The following is a 19,317-nucleotide window of genomic DNA, read 5'->3' as shown; positions in this document are numbered from 1 at the left end:
GTCGCGCTTTTATAGGGTTAGCGTGTGAGTTCCACTGTGACTGCGAACGTCGATGATCGCCATCGGCATGATCATCGACCTCGCCGATCGCGGCGCCGCTGGTTGTGGGCGGCGATCGGAACGCTCGGAGTTATCTCACTGCTCGCGTTGCGGGCGTACACCGGCGAATTAGACACGCTCGGTGTTCCTGGCCTCGCGCAGGACTTACTGACGTTAGCGACGAGCGTGATCATTGAATCGCTGCCGTTTGTGGTGCTCGGTATCGTTCTGTCGATTGTCGTGCAAGCGTGGCTGCCCGATGACCTGCTGATGCGTTACCTGCCACAACGACCTGTGTTCAGGCGTGCAATCATTTCGCTCTTTGGTATTGCTTTGCCAGTCTGCGAATGCGGAAATGTTCCGCTAGCTCGCGGACTAGTGCTTAAAGGGTTCTCGGTTCCTGAGGCGATGACGTTCTTGCTCGCAGCCCCGATCATTAACCCGATTACGATCCTGACGACCTATCAGGCGTTTGGGTTCACTGACGGCATCCTCGTCGGTCGAATTCTTGGCGGGCTCGCGATTGCCAACATTGTTGGCTGGCTCTTCAGCCTGCATCCGCAACCGAACTCGATGCTCACCGGTCGGTTCGCCGCCCAATGTTCTGCCAGTGCCGATCATCAGCACCAGTCGCGTTCAGACAAGAGCCTCGACATCTTCATGCGCGAGTCGAGCGTGCTCATGCCCGCCGTCTTCATCGGTTCGCTTATCGCCGGCGCAATTCAGGTAGCGGTTCCACGCGATGTGCTCGTGTCGCTCGGCAGCAACCCCTTGTGGTCGATTCTTGCAATGATGCTGCTCGCCTTCGTAATATCGGTGTGCTCCAGCGTTGACGCGTTTTTCATCTTGCCGTTCGCGAGCACCTTCATGCCGGGATCAATCGTGACATTCTTGGTCTTCGGCCCGATTATCGACATCAAGATGTTGGCCATCATGCGCACGACATTCACAGCACGCGTATTGCTGCAACTTTCACTGGTGGTTGCCCTCATGAGTGCCGTTATTGGGTTGGTGATCAACTATGTGGCCTAACCTCCAACGTTGGTGGGGAGTCATCCTGATTGTGGTCGCGGTCAGCGCCACCATGTGGCTCGCGGCAAGCCAGCAGCTCGTTCTCTACATCCATCCCCGCTACGTGGTATTCACGGTCATCATGGCCGTGATTGCCCTCGTTCTTGGCGTGATGAGTGTCGCAATTCGCCCTGGCAGCACCGAGGAACCTGCAGTGAGAAGTGGCTGGTCTCGGGTTCTCGGGGTTATCGCGCTCGTTCTCTCGGGGGTTGTTGCACTTTCGCTTGTTGTCGTGCCGCCGGCCACCCTCTCCAGTGCAACAGCGAGTCAACGTGACATCGTGGGCTCAACGGTCGGCAGTGATAGCCAGAATGTGGATGACGTCGACAGTGCCGATGAATCATTGATTGCGAGCTTCACGGTTGTCGACTGGGCATCGTTGCTGCGCCAGACCAGCGATCCGAGCTTTTACTCCAATAAAACCGCAGATTTAGTAGGTTTCATCACTCCGAGTGATGACGATCCCGACAACATTTTTTATCTTTCTCGCTTTACGGTGACCTGCTGCGCTGTTGACGCTCAGCCGACCGGTGTCGCGGTGTACGCGCCCGGTTGGAGCAATGAATTCGCGATCGACTCCTGGGTGCAGATCACCGGGAACTTCGAGATTAACCCGAGCTCGCGCAGCGATATTTCACTCGTTCTTGTCCCGAAGACCTTGAGCATTGTGGAGCGGCCAAATGAGCCATATCTCTATTAGCCGCAATCCCAACAATCCCCATGCTGGCGCTCAGGCGTTCCGCAAGGCGTTCGCTTGGACGATTGGGGTGCTCGTTGCGCTCTGTGGTGTGTTTTTGGCCTTGGGGTATCTGCAGGGGCCGAAGTTGTCGAATGCCCAACTCGACACGGATGCCGTTGTTGCCTCATCTGATCAAACCTTGCGTCTCTTTCTCAACCAAGCAATCGCCGCAATTGATGCCGGTGCCGTGACTGTTGAGCCAGCCGCAGCCGTTAGCGTCTCGAGCGAGGCTGATCTGATCTCGGTGAAGTTTGAGCAGCCGCTCCAGTACGGCACGCAGTACACGGTGACTGTCGATGGAGTTGTCAGTCCATCCGGCGGTTCAGCCTCAGCGATCGACTACTCATTTACCACTGGCGAAGCAGAGCTCTACTATCTCGACCGTGGGGTTCCGGTCGATGAGATTGTGCGCACCGGACTCAGCGGCTCTGAGCGCACTGTGCTGTTCGCGGGGGAGGGCATCCAAGAATTCACTCCCGTAGGGGACTTGGTGGCGTTCACTACGGCCAGTGCCGACCGCCTTGGCGCGCTGCATCTGGTGAATCCAGAGTCGGGTATTACTGAACAGCTGTTGCTGCCAGAGGTGGGGGAGGTCGCGGACCTCGATGCGTCGCGTGCGGGGGCAACTCTCGGGTTTACGATTTCGAGCGATGATCCTGGGCCGATTGAGACTGTCTCGCACACGCTCTACACGGTTGATCTCGATCGTGGGCGCGACGTTGTTGCTATCTCCGACCTCGATGGTGATCCCATGCGCGTTACGGGCTGGCAGTTCATCCCCGGTACGGCAAATATTGTTGCTCTCACCACCGAGAGCACCGTAGTGCGAGTAGATACCGCTTCGGGTGAGGTTGTGCCGCTCGGTCAGTTTTTTGAGTTCGGCAGGGTATCGGCGGATGGTTCCCACGTGGTCGTCGGTGATGCGCGTGGCAGCGCTTCCCTGTTGCTTACCGATGGTTCTGAACGTCGGCTCCTGGCATCACCGGTTGATGGCAAGCAGCCGTTTTTGGGCGACGCCGATGCGAATGCCGCTGACGATTTGGTTGCCAAGATGGTGTTGGTGGGGGAGGACGGACACACCTTTAGCAGCATCCTTGCCTACGACGACGGCGCGGCTTCACGCATCCTCTTCCAAACGGTCGAAGACAGAGGCGCGATTCTCGATTTTCGGGTGTCGCCCAATGGACAATTTGTCGCGGTTGAGGTTCAACCCAATGTTTCCGCATTCGATTCCGACGAGTATGTGATGAGTGCGCGCCCGCGAAGTGTTGCGACCTACATTGTTGAGATCTCAACTGGCGCAGTCACACGAAGCGTCGAGGGCTTCGGCGCCATCTGGCGGTAGGTTCGTTTTATGACTGCGATCTCTGACCTCGATTCGCTGCTGTCCACTATGGAACCTCAGCACAACCCCGGTGTATTTGTGTTTGCGACGGTGGAGTCACTTCGTGACATCGACGCCGATTCTGTCGTAGCGATGATCATTGAGGCTGAAGGGATCTCTGTGGTGCTGAGCGAGTCGGATGCTCTGCGTCAGTCGATTCCCCACAGCTTCCGATCAGCGTGGATCACTCTCACCGTCAATTCTGCTCTTGAGGCCGTTGGTCTTACCGCAGCGTTCGCTCAGGCACTGGGCGATGCAGACATCAGCTGCAATGTGATCGCTGGCAACTATCACGATCACATATTTGTCCCCATTGACTCTGTGGATGCCGCACTCGCTGCGCTGCGATCGCTTCAGTCGGCATCGCTCTAGTCCGGGCGCCCTATTTGGTGCGGTCGCGCTGAGGAACCCGAAGTCCGCTAGCTTCCAGCCGGCGCACGAACTCTCGAACGCCGACTGGTTCGGCGCCGAGGGCGACAAGTTGTTCCCACATCCGCGCTGGTACATCGTAGTGATCGAGGTCGAATCCTCGGCGGGGGATGCCCGCGAGCTCAGCGAATTCGTGGAGTTCGGCTAGCGACGTGTCACTCACGAGGTGGGCCCACACCGTCTCGTGGGCGGGCCAGATCGCCTGGTCGATCAACACAGTCATGGTCTGAGCCTAATTGAGGGCAGATCGTGACGTTGAGCTTTTGACCGGGCACCCGTTTGGGACGTACTATTGTTGTCGCTGCACTTGAACTGTGGTTGTGATCGTTGAGATTGCGATCAATCTCCGGTGTACACGTTCTCATTTTCGCTAAGTCGTCTCTCATGGCTGACTTAATTCGAAGCAGCAGAAGCGTGTCGTTTGACCGGGAGTGCCCACGTCGAGTATCGTTGATCCTTGGTGTGTGCTGGGCATAGCCCGCAGAATTCGCCACAAGCTTCAGTAGTTCTAGCTATTAATCGTTAAGTAAGGGTCAAAAGTGGTTTACGCAGTTGTGCGCGCCGGTGGGCGGCAGGAGAAGGTAGAGGTCGGCACGATTGTCGTTCTCGACCGCATCGCAGCCGACAAGAACGGCAATGTTGAGCTCGCTCCAGTTCTGTTCGTTGATGGCGACAAGATCACTCACGACGCCAAGGCGCTTGAGAAGATCAAGGTCGTTGCCGAGGTTCTGAACGATGAGCGCGGTCCAAAGATCGTTATTCAGAAGTTCAAGAACAAGACCGGTTACAAGGTTCGCCAGGGTCACCGTCAAGAACTGACCCGCATCAAGATCACCAGCATCAAGTAGCTGACGAGCGTAAAGGACTTCCAAGAAAATGGCACACAAAAAGGGCGCAAGCTCCACCCGCAACGGTCGTGACTCCAACGCGCAGCGCCTCGGCGTAAAGCGCTTCGGCGGCCAAGAGGTTCTCGCCGGCGAGATCATTGTTCGTCAGCGCGGCACCCACTTCCACCCCGGCGTCAACGTCGGCCGTGGAGGAGACGACACTCTGTTCGCTCTCTCAGCAGGCGCAGTGCAGTTCGGTGCAAAGGGCGGCCGCAAGGTCGTCAACATCGTCACCGTCTAGTTTTCCCCGGTTGCCTGTTCGCAGGCGAACGATACAGCGAAGAGCGAGCTTCGGCTCGCTCTCGCCATTTAACTCAGCACCACTAGGTGCAGCACCATTGAGTACAGCAATAGCATTACCCGTGTCTCACGAGAATAGGAGGAACCATCATGGCATCGTTCGTCGACCAGGTGACCTTGCATCTCGTAGCAGGACACGGCGGAAACGGTTGTGTTTCAGTCAAGCGTGAAAAGTTTAAGCCTCTTGCCGGCCCTGACGGCGGTAACGGTGGCAACGGTGGCGACATCGTGCTTTACAGCGACCCTCAGGTCACCACGCTTCTGAACTTCCACCGATCGCCGCACCGCAAATCGCAGCACGGTCAGCCAGGTCAGGGCGACCACAAGGCTGGCACTGCCGGTGCTGAAATGTTGCTCTCGGTTCCGGTCGGCACGCTCGTGCGCGATCAGGATGGCGAAGTCCTCATCGACATGGATGCTCCCGGCATGCGCTTGGTCGTCGGCCCAGGTGGTCAGGGCGGGCTCGGCAACGCAGCCCTCTCATCCACTAAGCGCAAGGCTCCCGGTTTTGCGCTGCTCGGAACGCCCGGTTTTCAGGGCGACATCTTCCTTGAGCTTAAAACCGTTGCCGATGTTGCTTTGGTCGGCTACCCGTCTGCAGGCAAGTCGAGCTTGATCGCTGCTATGAGCGCGGCCAAGCCAAAGATTGCTGACTACCCGTTCACTACGTTGCACCCCAACCTCGGAGTCGTTGAGTCCGGAGACGTTCGCTACACGATCGCCGACGTTCCTGGACTTATCGAAGGCGCAAGCGAGGGCAAAGGCCTTGGGCTTGAGTTCTTGCGTCACGTCGAGCGATGCACCGCACTGTTGCACGTGCTCGACTGCGCCACTTTGGAGCCCGGTCGCGACCCCATCAGCGACCTCGATGTGATTCTCGGCGAACTGGCGGCCTACCCCGTTCCAGAGGGTCAAAAGCCATTGCTCGAGCGCGAGCAACTCATTGCTCTCAACAAGGTCGACGTTTCCGAGGGCAGTGATCTCGCTGATCTCGTCAAGGCTGAGCTAGAAGAGCGCGGCTACCGTGTCTTCGAAGTGTCTGCTGTATCTCGCGAGGGCCTGCGAGAGCTGTCCTTTGCTCTCGCTGCTGTTGTTCTCGCTGACCGCGAGAAGCGCAACTCCGAACCGGTCAAGGAACGCATCATTCTGCGCCCGCGCGCCGTCAATGCGAAGGACTTCGTCGTCAAGGTCGAAGGTGGCACCTACGGCAACATTTACCGCGTTGTTGGCGATAAGCCTGAGCGTTGGGTTGCACAAACAGACTTTGCGAACGAGGAAGCTGTCGGATACTTGGCAGACCGTTTGGCGCGCCTCGGTGTTGAAGACGACCTGTTCAAGGCAGGTGCCGTCCCCGGCTCCACCGTCATTATTGGCGCAGGCGGAGGTGTTGTCTTCGATTGGGAGCCAACGCTCTCATCGGCCGCCGAACTGACTGTTGCTCCTCGAGGAACCGACCCACGACTCGACGACAACCCCCGCGAAACCAACCGCAGCCGTCGCAAGAATTACCTCGAGCGCATGGATGCTAAGGCAGCCGCACGCGCTGAGCTCGAGTCTGAGCGTGAAGCTGGCGTTTGGGTGGACGATGAAGGTTTCGCCATTGAAAAAGGCGATGAGTCGGAGGATCGTGACTAGCAAGCCCGTCGTGCGCGCCGAGATTCCTCGTGCGCGGCGCATCGTTGTCAAGGTTGGATCGTCATCGGTCAGCGGCGCCAACGTGGGCCAAATCGGCGCTCTTGTCGATGCGCTAGCCGCGGCACACGCCGCAGGTTCAGAAGTGATCCTGGTCTCTTCGGGTGCCATCGCTACCGGCATTCCCTTCCTCAAGCTAGATGGGCGACCCACCGACCTCGCTACCCAACAGGCCGCAGCGGCAGTCGGTCAGAACGTGCTCATTTACCGGTATCAGGAGAGCTTCGACCGCTACGGAGTGGTTGCAGCACAAATCCTGTTGACCGCAGGCGACATGGATAACCCCACTCACCACAGCAATGCTCAGCGGGCTATGGAACGATTGCTTGGGCTAAAAATCTTGCCCATCGTGAACGAAAATGACACGGTAGCGACCCATGAGATCCGCTTCGGTGACAACGACCGTCTCGCTGCGCTTGTCTCCGTACTAGTTCGGGCCGACATGCTGGTGCTTCTGTCTGACATCGATGCGCTCTATACGAAGCCTCCTTCTGAACCGGATGCCCAACGCATTGACTTTGTCGCGTTCGATGATGATCTTGCCCACGTGACTTTCGGCGATATTGGTGCTGCGGGTGTTGGCACGGGTGGCGCGGGTACCAAGGTTGCGGCAGCAAAGCATGCCGCAACGGCGGGGATCCCCGTACTCTTGGCTGGAACCGGGAGCGTTGCGGCTGCGCTGGCCGGAGCATCCATCGGCACGTGGTTTGAAGCAGCGATCACGATCGATTAGGGGTCGAAGGCGCGTATTGAGCGCCGCTACACTCTGAATATGGTTGATTCAGGTGTAATCGAGCGCACAATTACTGAGAAGTTCGAAGCGGCACGCGCAGCGTCGCGCACGCTCACCACTCTTACTACGGTGCAGAAGAATGCGGCACTCGCTGCTATCGCCCGGGATGTCGAAACGCACGCCGAACGAATCATCGCGGCCAATGCTCTCGATCTCCAACGCGGCGCAACTAGTGGCATGTCCGAGGGATTACAGGACAGACTGCGTCTGACCCGTGAGCGCATCACACAGCTCTCAGCGGCGGTGCTCGACATCATCGAACTCGCTGACCCGGTCGGCACAGTGGTCCGCGGTTCTGTACTGCCTAATGGACTCTCGGTCTCACAAGTGCGCGTGCCATTCGGGGTGATTGGTGCGATCTATGAAGCGCGACCGAACGTGACGATTGATATTGCGGCGCTGGCGCTCAAGAGCGGCAACGCTGTAGTGCTGCGCGGTGGTTCAGCCGCTGAAGACTCCAACCGCGTTCTTGTAGACATCATTCAGTCCGCTCTTGCGAGCGTGGGAGTGGAGCCGACCGCCGTTCAAACAATTGACGAATTTGGTCGCGATGGCGCGAAGGCACTGATGCAGGCTCGCGGTTTTGTTGACGTTCTTATCCCGCGGGGGAGTGCGCAGCTCATCCAGACCGTTGTCAGAGAGTCAACAGTGCCGGTGATCGAGACGGGTGCCGGCATTGTGCACGTATTCCTCGATGCGTCTGCCGACAAAGAAACGGCGATTGAGATCGTGCACAACGCCAAAGTGCAACGTCCGAGTGTCTGCAACGCTCTAGAGACACTTCTCGTGCATGAAGACGCCGCCGAAAGGCTTATTCCTGCCGTTCTGGCACGCCTCGCAGACGCCGGGGTGACGATTCACGCCGATCAGCGCACCCGTGGGCTATTTCCCCAGGCCCTCATCGCAGACGATGATGCGTGGTCGGTGGAACACTTGAGCCTCGATATTGCTGTGCGGGTGGTTTCCGACCTCGATGCTGCGATTGAACACATCGCAACGTATTCAACCAAGCACACCGAATCGATCATCACCAATGATCTCGCCAACGCTGACCGGTTTCTCGCCGAAATCGATTCAGCAGTTGTGATGGTCAATGCTTCCACCAGATTCACGGATGGCGCGGAATTCGGTTTCGGCGCCGAAGTCGGTATCTCAACCCAGAAGCTGCACGCTCGTGGCCCCATGGGATTACCAGAACTTACCAGCACCAAGTGGGTTGTGCGCGGTAGTGGTCAGGTGCGCGGCTAGACTGTTCTCGGCTTTGTGAATGGAGATCTGATGTCTGTTTTTCTGAATGTACTTGCGTCGAGCGAAGAGCTCGCGCCGCTTATCTTGCCGGCGATCGCTTTTCCGATCATCGCTGCAGTCGTTTTCACGACTCTCGGCTTTGTCACGTGGAGTTTCCGTGACGTGGCTAACCGTCACGTTGCGAAGCCTGCGAAAGCTGGCGACGCTCACGGCGCAGGCCACTAAGGCTTAGTCGTGTCGGCCGAGACGACGCAGAAGCGTGCGCGCATCGGCATCATGGGTGGCACTTTCGATCCCATCCATAATGGTCACCTCGTGGCTGCAAGCGAAGCTCAGCAACAGTTTGACCTCGATGAGGTCGTCTTCGTTCCCACGGGCAAGCCCTGGATGAAGTCAACGGTCACAGCCGGAGAACACCGATATCTCATGACGGTGATCGCCACCGCCGCTAACCCCGGCTTCAACGTCAGCCGCGTTGACTTAGAACGAGAAGGCGCGACCTACACAATCGACACGCTCCGGGACATGCGCAAGGCCTATCCCGATGCCGACCTTTTCTTCATTACGGGGGCGGATGCCATGGCTCAGATCATGGAATGGAAAGACGTTTCCGAGGTCTGGACTCTTGCCCATTTCATAGCAGTTTCACGGCCAGGACACCCCCTAACCATTAGTGGATTGCCTACTCAAGGCGTAAGCTCGTTAGAAGTGCCGGCGCTTGCGATCTCATCCACTGATTGCCGAACCAGAGTCAGTCAGGGCTTCCCGGTCTGGTATCTGGTTCCGGATGGTGTCGTTCAGTACATCGCCAAGCACCATTTATATCGGAGTATGCCATGACCACTTTTCACGATCCGCCGCCGCAGTCGCGCCGTGCGGCGCGTCAGAGTGAGCGCGAACGAGCTGCCGATGAGCAGCCGTCAGTAGAGGGCTTCACAACTTTTCCTTCTCAAGAAGCAGAAGAGAACAGTGTCGAAGAACCTCACAAAGACTTGAGCGCCGACACCACTGCCGCAGCCGCCCCATCAGGCACCGTTGCGCCTCCTGCCGCGCCCGCAACATCCCAACCGTCGACAGACGCCGCCTATCGTCTGGCGCCGCCACCATCACCACTCACGCAAGACTCTTCCTTTGCGCCGCCTCCTCCTCCCGCTGCCGCTCCGGCAGCGCCGGAGTCGAGTTCTCCCGAGCGCACCCTTACTCGTCGCGAACTGCGAGAGCTTCGCGCACGTCAGGAAGCTGAACGTGCCGCTGCAGCGCCCGCTGAAACTGCTGTGCCTTCTGAAACCGCTGTGCCTTCTGAAACTGCTGTGCCTTCTGAAACTGCTGTGCCTTCTGAAACTGCTGTGCCTTCTGAAACTGCTGTGCCTTCTGAAACCGCTGTGCCTTCTGAAGCGGCTGCGTCTCCCGAGGCGGCGCCAAAGGCTGCTTCGACTCCGTTAGCAAATGCTGCTGCGGATGCCGTGCCGCATTATCCATACTCGGGTTCAGCTGGACAGGCTTCCAAGCCTGCAGCGGAACAGCACCTGACTGTAGAGCCCACGATTCCGGCCTACGTTGAACCGCCAGCACTCATCGATCCACTTTCGGTAGTTCCTGAAGCTGCAGCGGTTGCCGCACCTCCCGAAGACGCGCTGAGCGCTTTCGAATCACTACTGGCCAACGCTGACGGTTCCGCGAAAGATGCGGAAATCACGGATGCTCCCCGGTCTCCGCTCATCGATCCGCCGCGTGAGACAGGCTCTGCTAAGTCAGCAGCGGACCTCGACTTCAGCGGAACCATTGCAGCAGCTCCGGTAGACACGTCGTCGGCCGCCTCAGCACCGCACCAGCCAGCGCCAAGCGCAGAACCGCAGTCGGCTGAAGCTCCCCGTTCATCCGCACGATCAACCATTGCGGGACTCCTCGGGTTAGCTCCGGAGGCTGCTAGCGAACCAGCCGATACAACGCCGGCGGTAAAATCAGCGCCCACTATTTCGGCGGCACCAACAAACCTCAGCAATGCCCGCGCAGAGTTCGACGAACAGGCGCGCAAGCGACTCGATGGCGAACTGCCCGCGGTCGACCGACTATCGGTCGAACCCAACGTGACGCCTACCGCCGCGCCGGCCCCGTCGCCGGGGATTGACTCCCCGGGAATGACTGTAGCCCCAGCGGGCCACTGGACTCGCCAGGCTGCGGTTGAAGACGACCCAAGTGCCTCAATCATTTCGAGGACCATTGGCAGCGGAACCCCCGCAACAAGCGCTCTTGTCTTGCCAGCGATCCCGTTTGCCACCGACATCCGTGGTCCATTGAATTCCAGCGGTGAAACTATGCTCACAGGGTCGATTGATCTGCCGAGCACGTTGTCGGCAAGTGGTGTCTCGGACCGTTTTGACCACGCAGATATTGATTCACTTCTCGATCTCAATGACAGCGACATGGTTTCGACTGATTCAGCACCCGTGCGCGCCGTCAAAGCCGTCAGTACGTTCTCCAATCAGTCAGTAACTCAGACACAAAAGCCGAAGGGTACTCGTGCACTCACGGTGTTGCTCATCTCGGCTTCGTCGATGGCTGTTGTGGTTGCCGGACTGCTTGTGGCAGCATTCGCCTTCAACATGTTGTAGGTTTAACTCTTTGCTCTTCCTCCGATTAAGGACCCTGTGACTGCTTCTCCTCGTGCTAACGAGCTACTTTCCATCGTCGCGCACGCCGCCGACGCCAAGCAGGCGACGGATATGGTCGCACTGGATGTCACCGGTCCCACGCCCTACACCGACATTTTCTTCCTTGCCACAGGCCGCAACGAACGCAACGTTCAGTCGATCGCGTCTGAAATTGAAGAGAAGATGATCGAAGCTGGCGCGAAGCCGCTACGTCGCGAGGGCCGTGCGGAGGGTCGTTGGATTCTTCTCGACTTCGGCCACGTTGTCGCCCACATCTTCCACGAAGAAGATCGCCTCTACTACTCGCTTGAGCGTTTGTGGAGCGATTGCCCCGTCATCCCGATCGATATCGCAGCACCAGCCGACCCCGAATCGGGAGCTGTTTAGTCAGTCTGGTTCGATTACTTCACACTTCGTAACTCAATTTGTGTGGGTGCCAGTGTGCTGGTTTTCTTGATCTAGCCGGGCAGTTAGACCCCGCGGCGATTCCACAAGAATTGCCTTCGATCTCTGGGGTTTCATGATTACGCTTTCTTCCGTCACCAAGACTTTTGGTGCAGCCGCGAACACGGTTCGTGCGCTCGACGATGTGAACCTCGCTGTGCAGCGAGGCGAAATTTTCGGCGTTATCGGCCAAAGTGGTGCCGGCAAGAGCACGCTCATCCGCACGGTAAATCTTCTTGAGCGCCCCGATTCGGGCAGGGTCACCGTCGCCGACCGTGAACTGACCGCGCTCAGCGATCGCGATCTTCTTCATGCGCGTCGCGAAATCGGCATGGTCTTTCAGCAGTTCAACCTGCTTGATAGCCGCACCGTTCGTGGAAACGTGGAACTCGCCTTAGAAGTTGTGGGCGTGAGCCGCAGCGAACGCACCAGCCGCACTAACGACATTCTTGAACTTGTGGGTCTCGAACAGAAAGCTCAGCAATATCCGGCTCAGCTCTCGGGCGGGCAGAAGCAGCGCGTGGGCATCGCGCGGGCGCTGGCATCTCGGCCTCGCGTTCTTCTCAGCGATGAAGCAACGAGCGCCCTCGACCCGGAGACCACAGACTCCATTCTTCAGTTGCTGCGCAGGCTCAACAAAGAGCTCGGACTCACCATTTTGCTGATTACGCACGAGATGGACGTCGTCAAAAGCATTTGCGATTCCGCAGCGCTAATGAGCGGTGGCCGCATTCTCGAGCAGGGTCGTCTTGTTGACTTGCTTGCCAAGCCAGGTTCGCAGCTTGCTCGTGGACTGTTCCCGCTCGGCGAACTGCCGCAGGGTAACTCCACAGTCATCGATGTCACCTTTGTCGGTTTGTCGTCAGCGCGACCTGTTGTCGCTCAGCTTGCCCGCACTCACCAACTAGATGTTGGTCTGCTCGGTGCTGCGATGGAAACCATCGGGGGAGCGCAATCAGGGCGCACGCGCCTTGAACTGCCGGGAACGATCGAGCAGCACACTGCCGCAATTGACGACTTGCGCGCTCAGGGCCTCGTCGTTGAGATTGTGAGGAGCGGACGATGATCGATTCCCAAGCTCCCGGCTTCTGGCCGCAGCTGTTTGAGACGCTCCTGAAGGCGACAGGGGAGACCCTGTACCAAGTGAGCGTCACGATGCTCATCACTCTCATTATTGGGCTTGCAGCGGGCACCCTGTTGGTTATCACCGACCGCGGCGGCATTCTCGAGCGCCCATTCGGCAGTGTGATCGCCGGTCGCATCATCAACGCGGTGCTGCAGGCCGTCGTGAACCTGGGCCGTTCGATCCCGTTCATCATTTTGATGATTGCGCTCATCCCGTTTACTCGACTGTTGTTGGGGACGGCGTTTGGCGTGACCGCGGCGATTGTACCGTTGACGATTGCTGCGATTCCGTTCTATGCCCGCATCGTGGAGATTTCGCTGCGCGAAGTCAACGAGGGGCTTGTTGAGGCGGGGCACTCTTTGGGCGCGACGCGCTGGCAGTTGGTGTCGAAAGTGATTATTCCTGAGGCTGTTCCTGGTCTCATCCGTGGCTTTACAACGACAGTGGTGTCGATTGTGAACTACTCGGCAATTGTGGGCGCGATTGGTGGTGGAGGTCTTGGTGATGTTGCTATTCGCTATGGACACCAGCGCTACAGCGTCATCCACATTGTCGCGGTGATTATCGTGCTAGTCGCGATTGTGCAGATCGTTCAGGTGGTCGGCGCTCGCTTGGCTAACCGAATGTCTCACCGCTGACTCTGTCGGCGGCTTACCCCTGAGTAGTTTTTCTTTTTTCTTTCACCACTGTTTGTTTTCTCGATTAAGGAATGTCATGTCACGCTCCAAATTCTTCTCACTCTCCACTGTGGCCGCCGCTGGCGTGCTCGCTTTGACCCTTTCTGGATGCTCGGCTCCCGCCGAAGAGTCCGCGCCCACTGATGGCACGCTCGGTTCGCTTACCGTTGGTGCTACGGCGACACCGGCCGGCGAAATTGTTCAGTTCGTGATCGACAGCGGTCAGGCTGAGGCTGCTGGCCTCGAGCTCGACATCGTTGAGTTCACCGATTACACGACACCGAACCCTGCTCTCAGTGAGGGCAGCCTCGACGTCAACCTGTTCCAGCACGAGCCGTTCCTGGATCTCTACAACGAGAACACGGGAGACAATCTGTTCGTCGTTGGCCAGGTTTACCTTCCGCCGCTCGCTCTGTACTCGAAGACCGTTGGCGAGCTTGCAGACCTGAAGGATGGCGCGAACATTGCGTTGCCGAACGATGCCAGCAATGAGGGCCGTGCGCTCTTGCTGCTTGCGGATGCCGGACTCATCGAGACCACGGATGCTCCGTCGACTGTTGCCGACATCACTGCCAACCCGAGCGATTTCAACTTCATCGAAATTGATGCGGCAAGCCTGCCGTCGGCTCTTGATGACCAAGATGCTGCGATCGTGAACTTCAACTACGCCGGTGCTGCTGGCCTCTCGGGCGACCTGCAGCTGGTCACCGAGGGCCCCTCGAGCGTCTACTACAACACGCTCGTAACGCGTGACGAGCTCAAGACTGACCCTCGGGTGCTCAAGCTATACGAACTGTTGACCTCAGACGAGACAAAGGCGTACATCAACGACTTCTACAACGGACTCGTTATTCCCGTTTCTTAGCCGACACGGCAACCGAGCAAACGCACGCTCCGGCTTGCGAAAAGGCGGCCAGTATCCATTCGGATGCTGGCCGTCTTTGGGTTTCCGCCCTCAATGTTGGCTGTGATTCTCACGAACTTGGGCCACAGAACGCTCAGATGGTTCTGGATGCGTCGCGCATGTACTATTCTTGAGAAGTTGCATTTCTGGTAACGGAGATAAAACAGATGGGTCCATGGCGCAGCCCGGTAGCGCACCTGCATGGCATGCAGGGGGTCAGGGGTTCGAATCCCCTTGGATCCACCATTTAGCCCCGCAATCGTAAAGATTGCGGGGCTTTTTTTGTTTAACGAGTCAGTCGTTAGCGACGTTTGCCTGGTGTGAACGGGAGCTGCGACAGCGGCACATCGTCCACTTGAAGTGCAAGAAGTGCGTCGCGTCGCACGTCATTGAGGTACCCAACGTGGGCAAGTAGAGCCTGTTGTGCCCTTTCAGGGTCAGCAGCTGCGATTGCTTCGCAAATCTCGTGGTGCTGCTGCAAAACCTCGTCGCGACCGAGGAGGTTCACGAAGACGGTGTTTGTGGCAGGTCGGCTTAGGTGGACCGACATCATTGCGAGTTCGAGAATCGGGTTCTTGGTTGCTCGAGAAATTGCGGTGTGGAATGCGAGATCCCATTCCAACCACTCGTCGATATCCATTTCGAGGTCGCGAGCTGCATCAACCGCGTGGCGAATCGCGATGAGGTCCTCATCGGTGCGGTGCTGGGCGGCAAGCGCGACGCACATCGTCTCGAGCTTTTCGCGCGCTTCATCAACATTGTGCACGGTGACATTTCCGACACGGAACCACAGTCGGATGGCATCGCTGAGCTGCGCGGCGACTTGATCGGCATCAGGGACGGTCACAAAAGTTCCGCCCTGTCCTCCGCGTGTTGATTGCACGAGTCCGGTTGCCGAGAGAAGTTTGAGGGCTTCGCGCGCTGTGGCGCGCGACACGTCAAAGGAGTCTGCCAGCTCTTTTTCGGTGGGCAGACGTTCTCCTGGCTCCCACACGTTGTCATTGATTGCCTTGCGGAGTTGCATCGCAATTTGGCCCGAGGCATCGCGACGCGACAGCTCTGCGGGTTGGAAAGCGGGTTGCGTCATCTGTGACTCCTCGATGTGCTGAGCGTGGGGTTACGCCGAAACCTCAGTTTCTGCGAAATCTAAATGTAACAACGAAAAGCTTGTCGATCTAGGTCTGAAGTACTACGTTGAGTGTCAAACATTGAATGTCTAGCTTTCAAACGAGGAGAAACTCATGCGTACCCGAGTGTTACTAAGCACAGCGATGTTGGGCATTCTGGCTCTTGCCGGCTGCACGGCGCCCACACCCACTGGATCCGACGACAACCCCAAGCAAGATGCAGTTGCCTCTCAAACGGCAATGGCAGCAACGCTCGACTACATCGAAGCGGGACTGCCCGACCTCGACGGAGCATCCATCGCCTATATCGCCGAGTGCGCGACCGAGAACACGTTCTGCCAGGTTCGATGGCAGGGTGCGCAGGATGCTGCAGAAGCGGTCAATGCAGAAATCACCCTATTCAACGCGGCATTCGATGCGAATGCTCAGCAGGGTCAGGTGCAAGACGCCGTGCTCCGCGAGTTCGATGGCTACATTTTCTCGCCCGTCGCAGATGCTTCGGGATGCGCAAGCTTCGATGTGTTGGTTGAGACTGGTGCCCCGGTAGCCACAATCAACAGCCCGATGTGCGGAAACGCAGACTTTACTGAAGGGTCCGTGGGCTTCGCTGCGATGCAGACCGAGTCATTCTTCCTTGAGCACGTCAACAACGCGTTCGATTCCTGTGAAGGGGAATGTGAAGCGATTGCGGTTGGTGGATTCCTCGGAAACGACCTCTACACTCGCTGGCAAAATGCAATTGAGCGCGCTGCCGCCGATCATCCCAACGTTACCGTCGTCACTGAACAACCCGGAAACTTCGACCCAGCAACAGCGCTCAGTGTGGTGCAAGATGCTTTGCAGGCCAACCCCGACGCACAGATCGTCGTCTCCTCGTGGGATGACATGACTCGAGGCGTTGAAGAAGGGATTCGGGCAGCAGGGCTCACCCCCGGCAGCGATGTCCGGATCTATAGCGTTGGCGGAACCGAGTACGGTACCGACCGTGTGATCGACGGAGCATGGACATCAACAACTGTGCTGCTTCCCTACGAGGAGTCGTACTACGGTGGCGTCCATCTCGCCAGAGCACTTGCTACTGGAGAGATCACCGAAGGCTTCACCTACTTGGCCGAGTCGCCTGTCGTCGTCGATGGACCGGGCACCATCTTCATCGACAGCAGTAACGCTGCTGACTTCGACCCCGAGTACTAATCATGAACCTCAACCGCGAATTGTCAACGGCTCTGACCGTTTCTGGCCTCAGCAAGGAATATCCGGGCGTGCGCGCGCTCAACAATGTGTCCTTCAGCGTTGAGCCTGGAATCGTGCTCGCTGTCGTTGGCGAAAACGGCGCAGGAAAGTCGACGCTTATGAAGTCGATTGCCGGCGCCGAGCGTGCCACCGCGGGTCACATTGAGGTCTTTGGCACACAATTGGTCGCTGGCAACCCTCGCGCCGCATCGGATGCGGGGGTTGCCATGATCTATCAAGAACTCACTATTGTTCCTGAGCTCAGCGCTCAAGAGAACGTCTATTTGGGGCACGTTCCGACGCTATTCGGGATTGTGCGATCGAGTCAGCTTCGACGGAACTATCGTTCTGTAGCAGAGCGGGTTGGCAGCGACATCCGACCGGATGCCCGCGCCGGCGACCTCTCGACAGCCAATCAGCAACTGCTTGAGATCATGCGCGCTATCGCGCACGGGCGACGACTCGTGATCATGGACGAACCAACCGCGTCGTTGGGACCGGAAGATATCGCGCGACTGCATGAGGTGATCCGTGACCTGCGCGACAAAGGATGTTCCGTGCTCTATGTATCTCACGACCTCGATGCGGTACTCGATGTCAGCGACGATGTGATGGTGCTGAGAGAAGGGTCTATAGTTTCGCGAGCGCCGGCGGCGGCGTGGAACAAAACTGCACTCGTCACCGCGATGCTCGGCCACTCACCGTCCACGGCCCCTACCGGCGGTCGCCACAGCGCTCTGGAGCCAACAATCGTTGCACTAAGCAACGTGCAGGCACCTGGTGTAGATCTCGAATCCTTGAGCATCCGATCAGGCGAGGTGGTCGGAATTGCTGGTCTAGTCGGTTCAGGGCGCACCCGGTTGTTGCGAGCTGTTGCCGGTGCTGAACCAGTGCAGACCGGAACAATCGAACTTGATGGAAAGTCGCTGCGCTGGCCAAGATCACCAGCGCAGGCCTGGAAAGTGGGGATCGCTCTTGCCCCTGAAGATCGGAAGCACCAGGGTCTGGTGCTTGATCAGCCAGCGTCATGGAATATTGCGCTCGGTGGATTCCACCTCGCTCGTCGGCGCGGACGGATCACCGCAGCCCTCTTGCGCCGATGGGCCGAACCCATCGCAAGCCGGGTCGCTTTCGCCCAATCCCGGCTGGGGGCGCCCGCAGGCACTCTCTCGGGAGGGAATCAGCAAAAGCTGCTGCTCGGCCGTCTCTTTTCACGTCCACTCCGACTCATGCTTCTCGACGAACCAACTCGAGGCATGGACATAGGGGCGAAGTCAGAAGTATTTGCCTCGATGCGCTCGTTCGCCGATGAGGGTCGTGCTGTCTTGTGGTCCTCTAGCGAAATTCAAGAAGTGCTCGATCACAGTGATCGCGTCGTAGTATGCCGTGCTGGCCGAGTCGTCGCTGAGCTGCCAGCCGGGGCGACTGTGCACGATGTACTTGCTCAAGCCTTCGGCACCGCCGCCCTCGCTGCGGTATCCACACCATCATCCGCATCTTCACTCACTCACGTGCAGGAGAAATAACAGTGAGCACACGAATGACAGCAACACTGCAGCCCGTTGCTGCACCGATCGGCCCCCGAATCCGTCGCGCACTGAGCGAGTACGGCGTAGTGCTCGCACTTGTTGTGCTCATCATGGTTGTAGCGCTTCTCCAACCCGCGTTCTTATCCCTGGGCAACGTCAGCAATGTCCTCGCACAGTGGGCACCCGTCGCCATAATGGGCATCGGGATGACATACGTCGTGTTGACGGGAGGCTTCGACCTCTCTATGGCCGCGACCTACGCTCTCGCCGCCGTCGTCGCGGCAACGCTGGGACAGACGCTCCCTCCGATTGCGGCGTTCATAGGAGCCATCATCGTGGCTGGAGTTGTTGGCTTACTCAACGGCGTGATCGTCACACTTCTCAGAGTCAACCCTTTCATCGCAACGTTGGGATCGTCCCTCATCATCACCGGTGTTGCACTGCTTCTGACGGGGAACCGTCCGATCCAAGTCATCTTCGAGCCGTTTACTGTTCTCGGTCGCGGAGCCATTCTGGGAATACCGTTAAGTGCACTACTCATGATCCTTCTGTTCGCGGTTGGCGGACTCGTCTTGTCCTTCACAAAATACGGCCACAACATCTATGCGGTCGGAGGCAATCGCGAAGCAGCACGGCTCTCAGGCATCCGAGCCGGCTGGGTTGTTGCTAGTGCCTACCTTGTCGCCGGAATCTGCGCTGGGATTGCCGGCACCATCACGGCATCCCGATTGAGTTCAGCCCAGGCCGGGTTGAGCGGTCAGCTCGTCTTCGATGTCCTCACCGTGGTCATTGTTGGGGGCACGACTCTCGCCGGCGGAAAGGGATCACTGTGGCGCACGGCCGTAGGAGTCGCAATTTTGGCAACCCTGCAGAATGGCTTCAACCTTCTTGATATCGACGCGTACTACCAAAACATCATCAAGGGGGTGATTATCATCGCGGCTCTCACCTCAGTTGATTGGAGCCGCTTTGCACGCCCTCGCCGGGTCTCGCCATCCGAGACCGCCCAGTCCAGTATTAGCAACGACACCGTTTAAAGGAGCA

General features: G+C 58.1%; 21 protein-coding genes and 1 tRNA gene. 20 read left to right on the top strand and 2 right to left on the bottom strand.

Annotated features, from left to right (window positions below):
- Window positions 1-24: 24 nt before the first annotated feature.
- Genes AC061P_RS08405 through AC061P_RS08390 form a run of 4 tightly spaced genes read left to right on the top strand, consistent with a single transcriptional unit; the run spans window position 25 to window position 3,605 of the window.
- Window positions 25-1,071 carry a permease gene (locus AC061P_RS08405; RefSeq protein ID WP_449646933.1) on the top strand — a complete coding sequence of 349 codons (1,047 nt, stop codon included), beginning with the start codon at window positions 25-27 and terminating at the stop codon, window positions 1,069-1,071.
- Entirely contained in the window at window positions 1,061-1,810 is a 750-nt protein-coding gene (locus AC061P_RS08400) for a TIGR03943 family putative permease subunit (protein WP_480390909.1), read from the top strand. The genes AC061P_RS08405 and AC061P_RS08400 overlap by 11 nt, the downstream gene beginning before the upstream one ends.
- On the top strand, window positions 1,791-3,194 hold the full coding sequence (locus AC061P_RS08395) for an Ig-like domain-containing domain (RefSeq protein ID WP_449646931.1): 1,404 nt from the start codon (window positions 1,791-1,793) through the stop codon (window positions 3,192-3,194). The genes AC061P_RS08400 and AC061P_RS08395 overlap by 20 nt, the downstream gene beginning before the upstream one ends.
- 9 nt (window positions 3,195-3,203) lie before the next feature.
- Complete coding sequence (locus AC061P_RS08390) at window positions 3,204-3,605, top strand: ACT domain-containing protein (RefSeq protein WP_449646930.1); 402 nt, start codon at window positions 3,204-3,206, stop codon at window positions 3,603-3,605.
- Window positions 3,606-3,615: 10 nt separating this feature from the next.
- On the opposite strand, the gene AC061P_RS08385 is transcribed toward AC061P_RS08390, so the two are convergent.
- The gene (locus AC061P_RS08385) at window positions 3,616-3,885 is read right to left on the bottom strand and encodes a DUF4031 domain-containing protein (protein WP_449646929.1); all 270 of its coding nucleotides are present in this window, start codon (window positions 3,883-3,885) and stop codon (window positions 3,616-3,618) included.
- A gap of 316 nt (window positions 3,886-4,201) precedes the next feature.
- Between AC061P_RS08385 and rplU the strand changes: the two genes are divergently transcribed.
- From rplU to AC061P_RS08320, 13 genes are all read left to right on the top strand, one after another.
- On the top strand, window positions 4,202-4,510 hold the full coding sequence (gene rplU / locus AC061P_RS08380; RefSeq protein ID WP_009772527.1) for a 50S ribosomal protein L21: 309 nt from the start codon (window positions 4,202-4,204) through the stop codon (window positions 4,508-4,510).
- Window positions 4,511-4,538: 28 nt separating this feature from the next.
- The gene (rpmA, locus tag AC061P_RS08375) at window positions 4,539-4,790 is read left to right on the top strand and encodes a 50S ribosomal protein L27 (protein WP_219948239.1); all 252 of its coding nucleotides are present in this window, start codon (window positions 4,539-4,541) and stop codon (window positions 4,788-4,790) included.
- A 149-nt stretch (window positions 4,791-4,939) separates the two neighbouring features.
- Window positions 4,940-6,484 (top strand): GTPase ObgE, encoded by a 1,545-nt coding sequence (obgE, locus tag AC061P_RS08370; RefSeq protein WP_449646928.1) that lies wholly within the window; start codon window positions 4,940-4,942, stop codon window positions 6,482-6,484.
- Window positions 6,477-7,274: a glutamate 5-kinase gene (gene proB, locus AC061P_RS08365; protein WP_449646927.1), complete on the top strand. Its 798-nt coding sequence runs from the start codon at window positions 6,477-6,479 to the stop codon at window positions 7,272-7,274. Before obgE ends, proB begins: the two co-directional genes overlap by 8 nt.
- A 39-nt stretch (window positions 7,275-7,313) precedes the next feature.
- On the top strand, window positions 7,314-8,582 hold the full coding sequence (locus AC061P_RS08360; protein ID WP_480390908.1) for a glutamate-5-semialdehyde dehydrogenase: 1,269 nt from the start codon (window positions 7,314-7,316) through the stop codon (window positions 8,580-8,582).
- Between the two features lie 30 nt (window positions 8,583-8,612).
- On the top strand, window positions 8,613-8,807 hold the full coding sequence (locus AC061P_RS08355) for a hypothetical protein (protein WP_449646925.1): 195 nt from the start codon (window positions 8,613-8,615) through the stop codon (window positions 8,805-8,807).
- Between the two features lie 9 nt (window positions 8,808-8,816).
- Window positions 8,817-9,422, top strand: a complete 606-nt coding sequence (gene nadD, locus AC061P_RS08350; RefSeq protein ID WP_480390907.1) for a nicotinate-nucleotide adenylyltransferase — start codon at window positions 8,817-8,819, stop codon at window positions 9,420-9,422.
- Window positions 9,419-11,194: a hypothetical protein gene (locus AC061P_RS08345; protein WP_480390906.1), complete on the top strand. Its 1,776-nt coding sequence runs from the start codon at window positions 9,419-9,421 to the stop codon at window positions 11,192-11,194. Before nadD ends, AC061P_RS08345 begins: the two co-directional genes overlap by 4 nt.
- A gap of 36 nt (window positions 11,195-11,230) precedes the next feature.
- Complete coding sequence (gene rsfS, locus AC061P_RS08340) at window positions 11,231-11,620, top strand: ribosome silencing factor (protein ID WP_449646922.1); 390 nt, start codon at window positions 11,231-11,233, stop codon at window positions 11,618-11,620.
- Between the two features lie 133 nt (window positions 11,621-11,753).
- On the top strand, window positions 11,754-12,743 hold the full coding sequence (locus AC061P_RS08335) for a methionine ABC transporter ATP-binding protein (RefSeq protein ID WP_449646921.1): 990 nt from the start codon (window positions 11,754-11,756) through the stop codon (window positions 12,741-12,743).
- Window positions 12,740-13,441 carry a methionine ABC transporter permease gene (locus AC061P_RS08330; RefSeq protein WP_480390905.1) on the top strand — a complete coding sequence of 234 codons (702 nt, stop codon included), beginning with the start codon at window positions 12,740-12,742 and terminating at the stop codon, window positions 13,439-13,441. The genes AC061P_RS08335 and AC061P_RS08330 overlap by 4 nt, the downstream gene beginning before the upstream one ends.
- A gap of 76 nt (window positions 13,442-13,517) precedes the next feature.
- Window positions 13,518-14,345 carry a MetQ/NlpA family ABC transporter substrate-binding protein gene (locus AC061P_RS08325; RefSeq protein WP_480390904.1) on the top strand — a complete coding sequence of 276 codons (828 nt, stop codon included), beginning with the start codon at window positions 13,518-13,520 and terminating at the stop codon, window positions 14,343-14,345.
- A gap of 208 nt (window positions 14,346-14,553) precedes the next feature.
- Window positions 14,554-14,630 (top strand) — tRNA-Ala (locus AC061P_RS08320).
- A gap of 55 nt (window positions 14,631-14,685) precedes the next feature.
- Here AC061P_RS08320 and AC061P_RS08315 read toward each other — a convergent pair.
- Complete coding sequence (locus AC061P_RS08315; protein WP_480390903.1) at window positions 14,686-15,471, bottom strand: FadR/GntR family transcriptional regulator; 786 nt, start codon at window positions 15,469-15,471, stop codon at window positions 14,686-14,688.
- Between the two features lie 154 nt (window positions 15,472-15,625).
- Here AC061P_RS08315 and AC061P_RS08310 point away from each other — a divergent pair, with 154 nt between their 5' ends.
- Genes AC061P_RS08310 through AC061P_RS08300 form a run of 3 tightly spaced genes read left to right on the top strand, consistent with a single transcriptional unit; the run spans window position 15,626 to window position 19,310 of the window.
- Window positions 15,626-16,705, top strand: coding sequence for a sugar ABC transporter substrate-binding protein (locus AC061P_RS08310; protein ID WP_480390902.1), 1,080 nt, complete (start codon window positions 15,626-15,628; stop codon window positions 16,703-16,705).
- Between the two features lie 2 nt (window positions 16,706-16,707).
- Complete coding sequence (locus AC061P_RS08305) at window positions 16,708-18,270, top strand: sugar ABC transporter ATP-binding protein (RefSeq protein ID WP_480390901.1); 1,563 nt, start codon at window positions 16,708-16,710, stop codon at window positions 18,268-18,270.
- Between the two features lie 2 nt (window positions 18,271-18,272).
- Window positions 18,273-19,310 carry an ABC transporter permease gene (locus AC061P_RS08300; RefSeq protein WP_480390900.1) on the top strand — a complete coding sequence of 346 codons (1,038 nt, stop codon included), beginning with the start codon at window positions 18,273-18,275 and terminating at the stop codon, window positions 19,308-19,310.
- Window positions 19,311-19,317 lie beyond the last annotated feature (7 nt).

This window comes from Rhodoglobus sp. G.S.4, assembly GCF_056619605.1.
The sequence above is the reverse complement of the archived record's forward strand: the minus strand, read 5'-3'. Positions and strand labels throughout refer to the sequence as shown.

Excerpts from the sequence above, each read along its gene's own strand:
- AC061P_RS08400 (WP_480390909.1), top strand. The coding sequence starts at position 1,061 with ATGTGGCCTAACCTCCAACGTTGGTGGGGAGTCATCCTGATTGTGGTC.
- AC061P_RS08395 (WP_449646931.1), top strand. The coding sequence starts at position 1,791 with ATGAGCCATATCTCTATTAGCCGCAATCCCAACAATCCCCATGCTGGC.
- AC061P_RS08390 (WP_449646930.1), top strand. The coding sequence starts at position 3,204 with ATGACTGCGATCTCTGACCTCGATTCGCTGCTGTCCACTATGGAACCT.
- AC061P_RS08385 (WP_449646929.1), bottom strand. The coding sequence starts at position 3,885 with ATGACTGTGTTGATCGACCAGGCGATCTGGCCCGCCCACGAGACGGTG.
- rpmA (WP_219948239.1), top strand. The coding sequence starts at position 4,539 with ATGGCACACAAAAAGGGCGCAAGCTCCACCCGCAACGGTCGTGACTCC.
- obgE (WP_449646928.1), top strand. The coding sequence starts at position 4,940 with ATGGCATCGTTCGTCGACCAGGTGACCTTGCATCTCGTAGCAGGACAC.
- AC061P_RS08360 (WP_480390908.1), top strand. The coding sequence starts at position 7,314 with ATGGTTGATTCAGGTGTAATCGAGCGCACAATTACTGAGAAGTTCGAA.
- AC061P_RS08355 (WP_449646925.1), top strand. The coding sequence starts at position 8,613 with ATGTCTGTTTTTCTGAATGTACTTGCGTCGAGCGAAGAGCTCGCGCCG.
- AC061P_RS08345 (WP_480390906.1), top strand. The coding sequence starts at position 9,419 with ATGACCACTTTTCACGATCCGCCGCCGCAGTCGCGCCGTGCGGCGCGT.
- AC061P_RS08335 (WP_449646921.1), top strand. The coding sequence starts at position 11,754 with ATGATTACGCTTTCTTCCGTCACCAAGACTTTTGGTGCAGCCGCGAAC.
- AC061P_RS08330 (WP_480390905.1), top strand. The coding sequence starts at position 12,740 with ATGATCGATTCCCAAGCTCCCGGCTTCTGGCCGCAGCTGTTTGAGACG.
- AC061P_RS08325 (WP_480390904.1), top strand. The coding sequence starts at position 13,518 with ATGTCACGCTCCAAATTCTTCTCACTCTCCACTGTGGCCGCCGCTGGC.
- AC061P_RS08315 (WP_480390903.1), bottom strand. The coding sequence starts at position 15,471 with ATGACGCAACCCGCTTTCCAACCCGCAGAGCTGTCGCGTCGCGATGCC.
- AC061P_RS08310 (WP_480390902.1), top strand. The coding sequence starts at position 15,626 with ATGCGTACCCGAGTGTTACTAAGCACAGCGATGTTGGGCATTCTGGCT.
- AC061P_RS08305 (WP_480390901.1), top strand. The coding sequence starts at position 16,708 with ATGAACCTCAACCGCGAATTGTCAACGGCTCTGACCGTTTCTGGCCTC.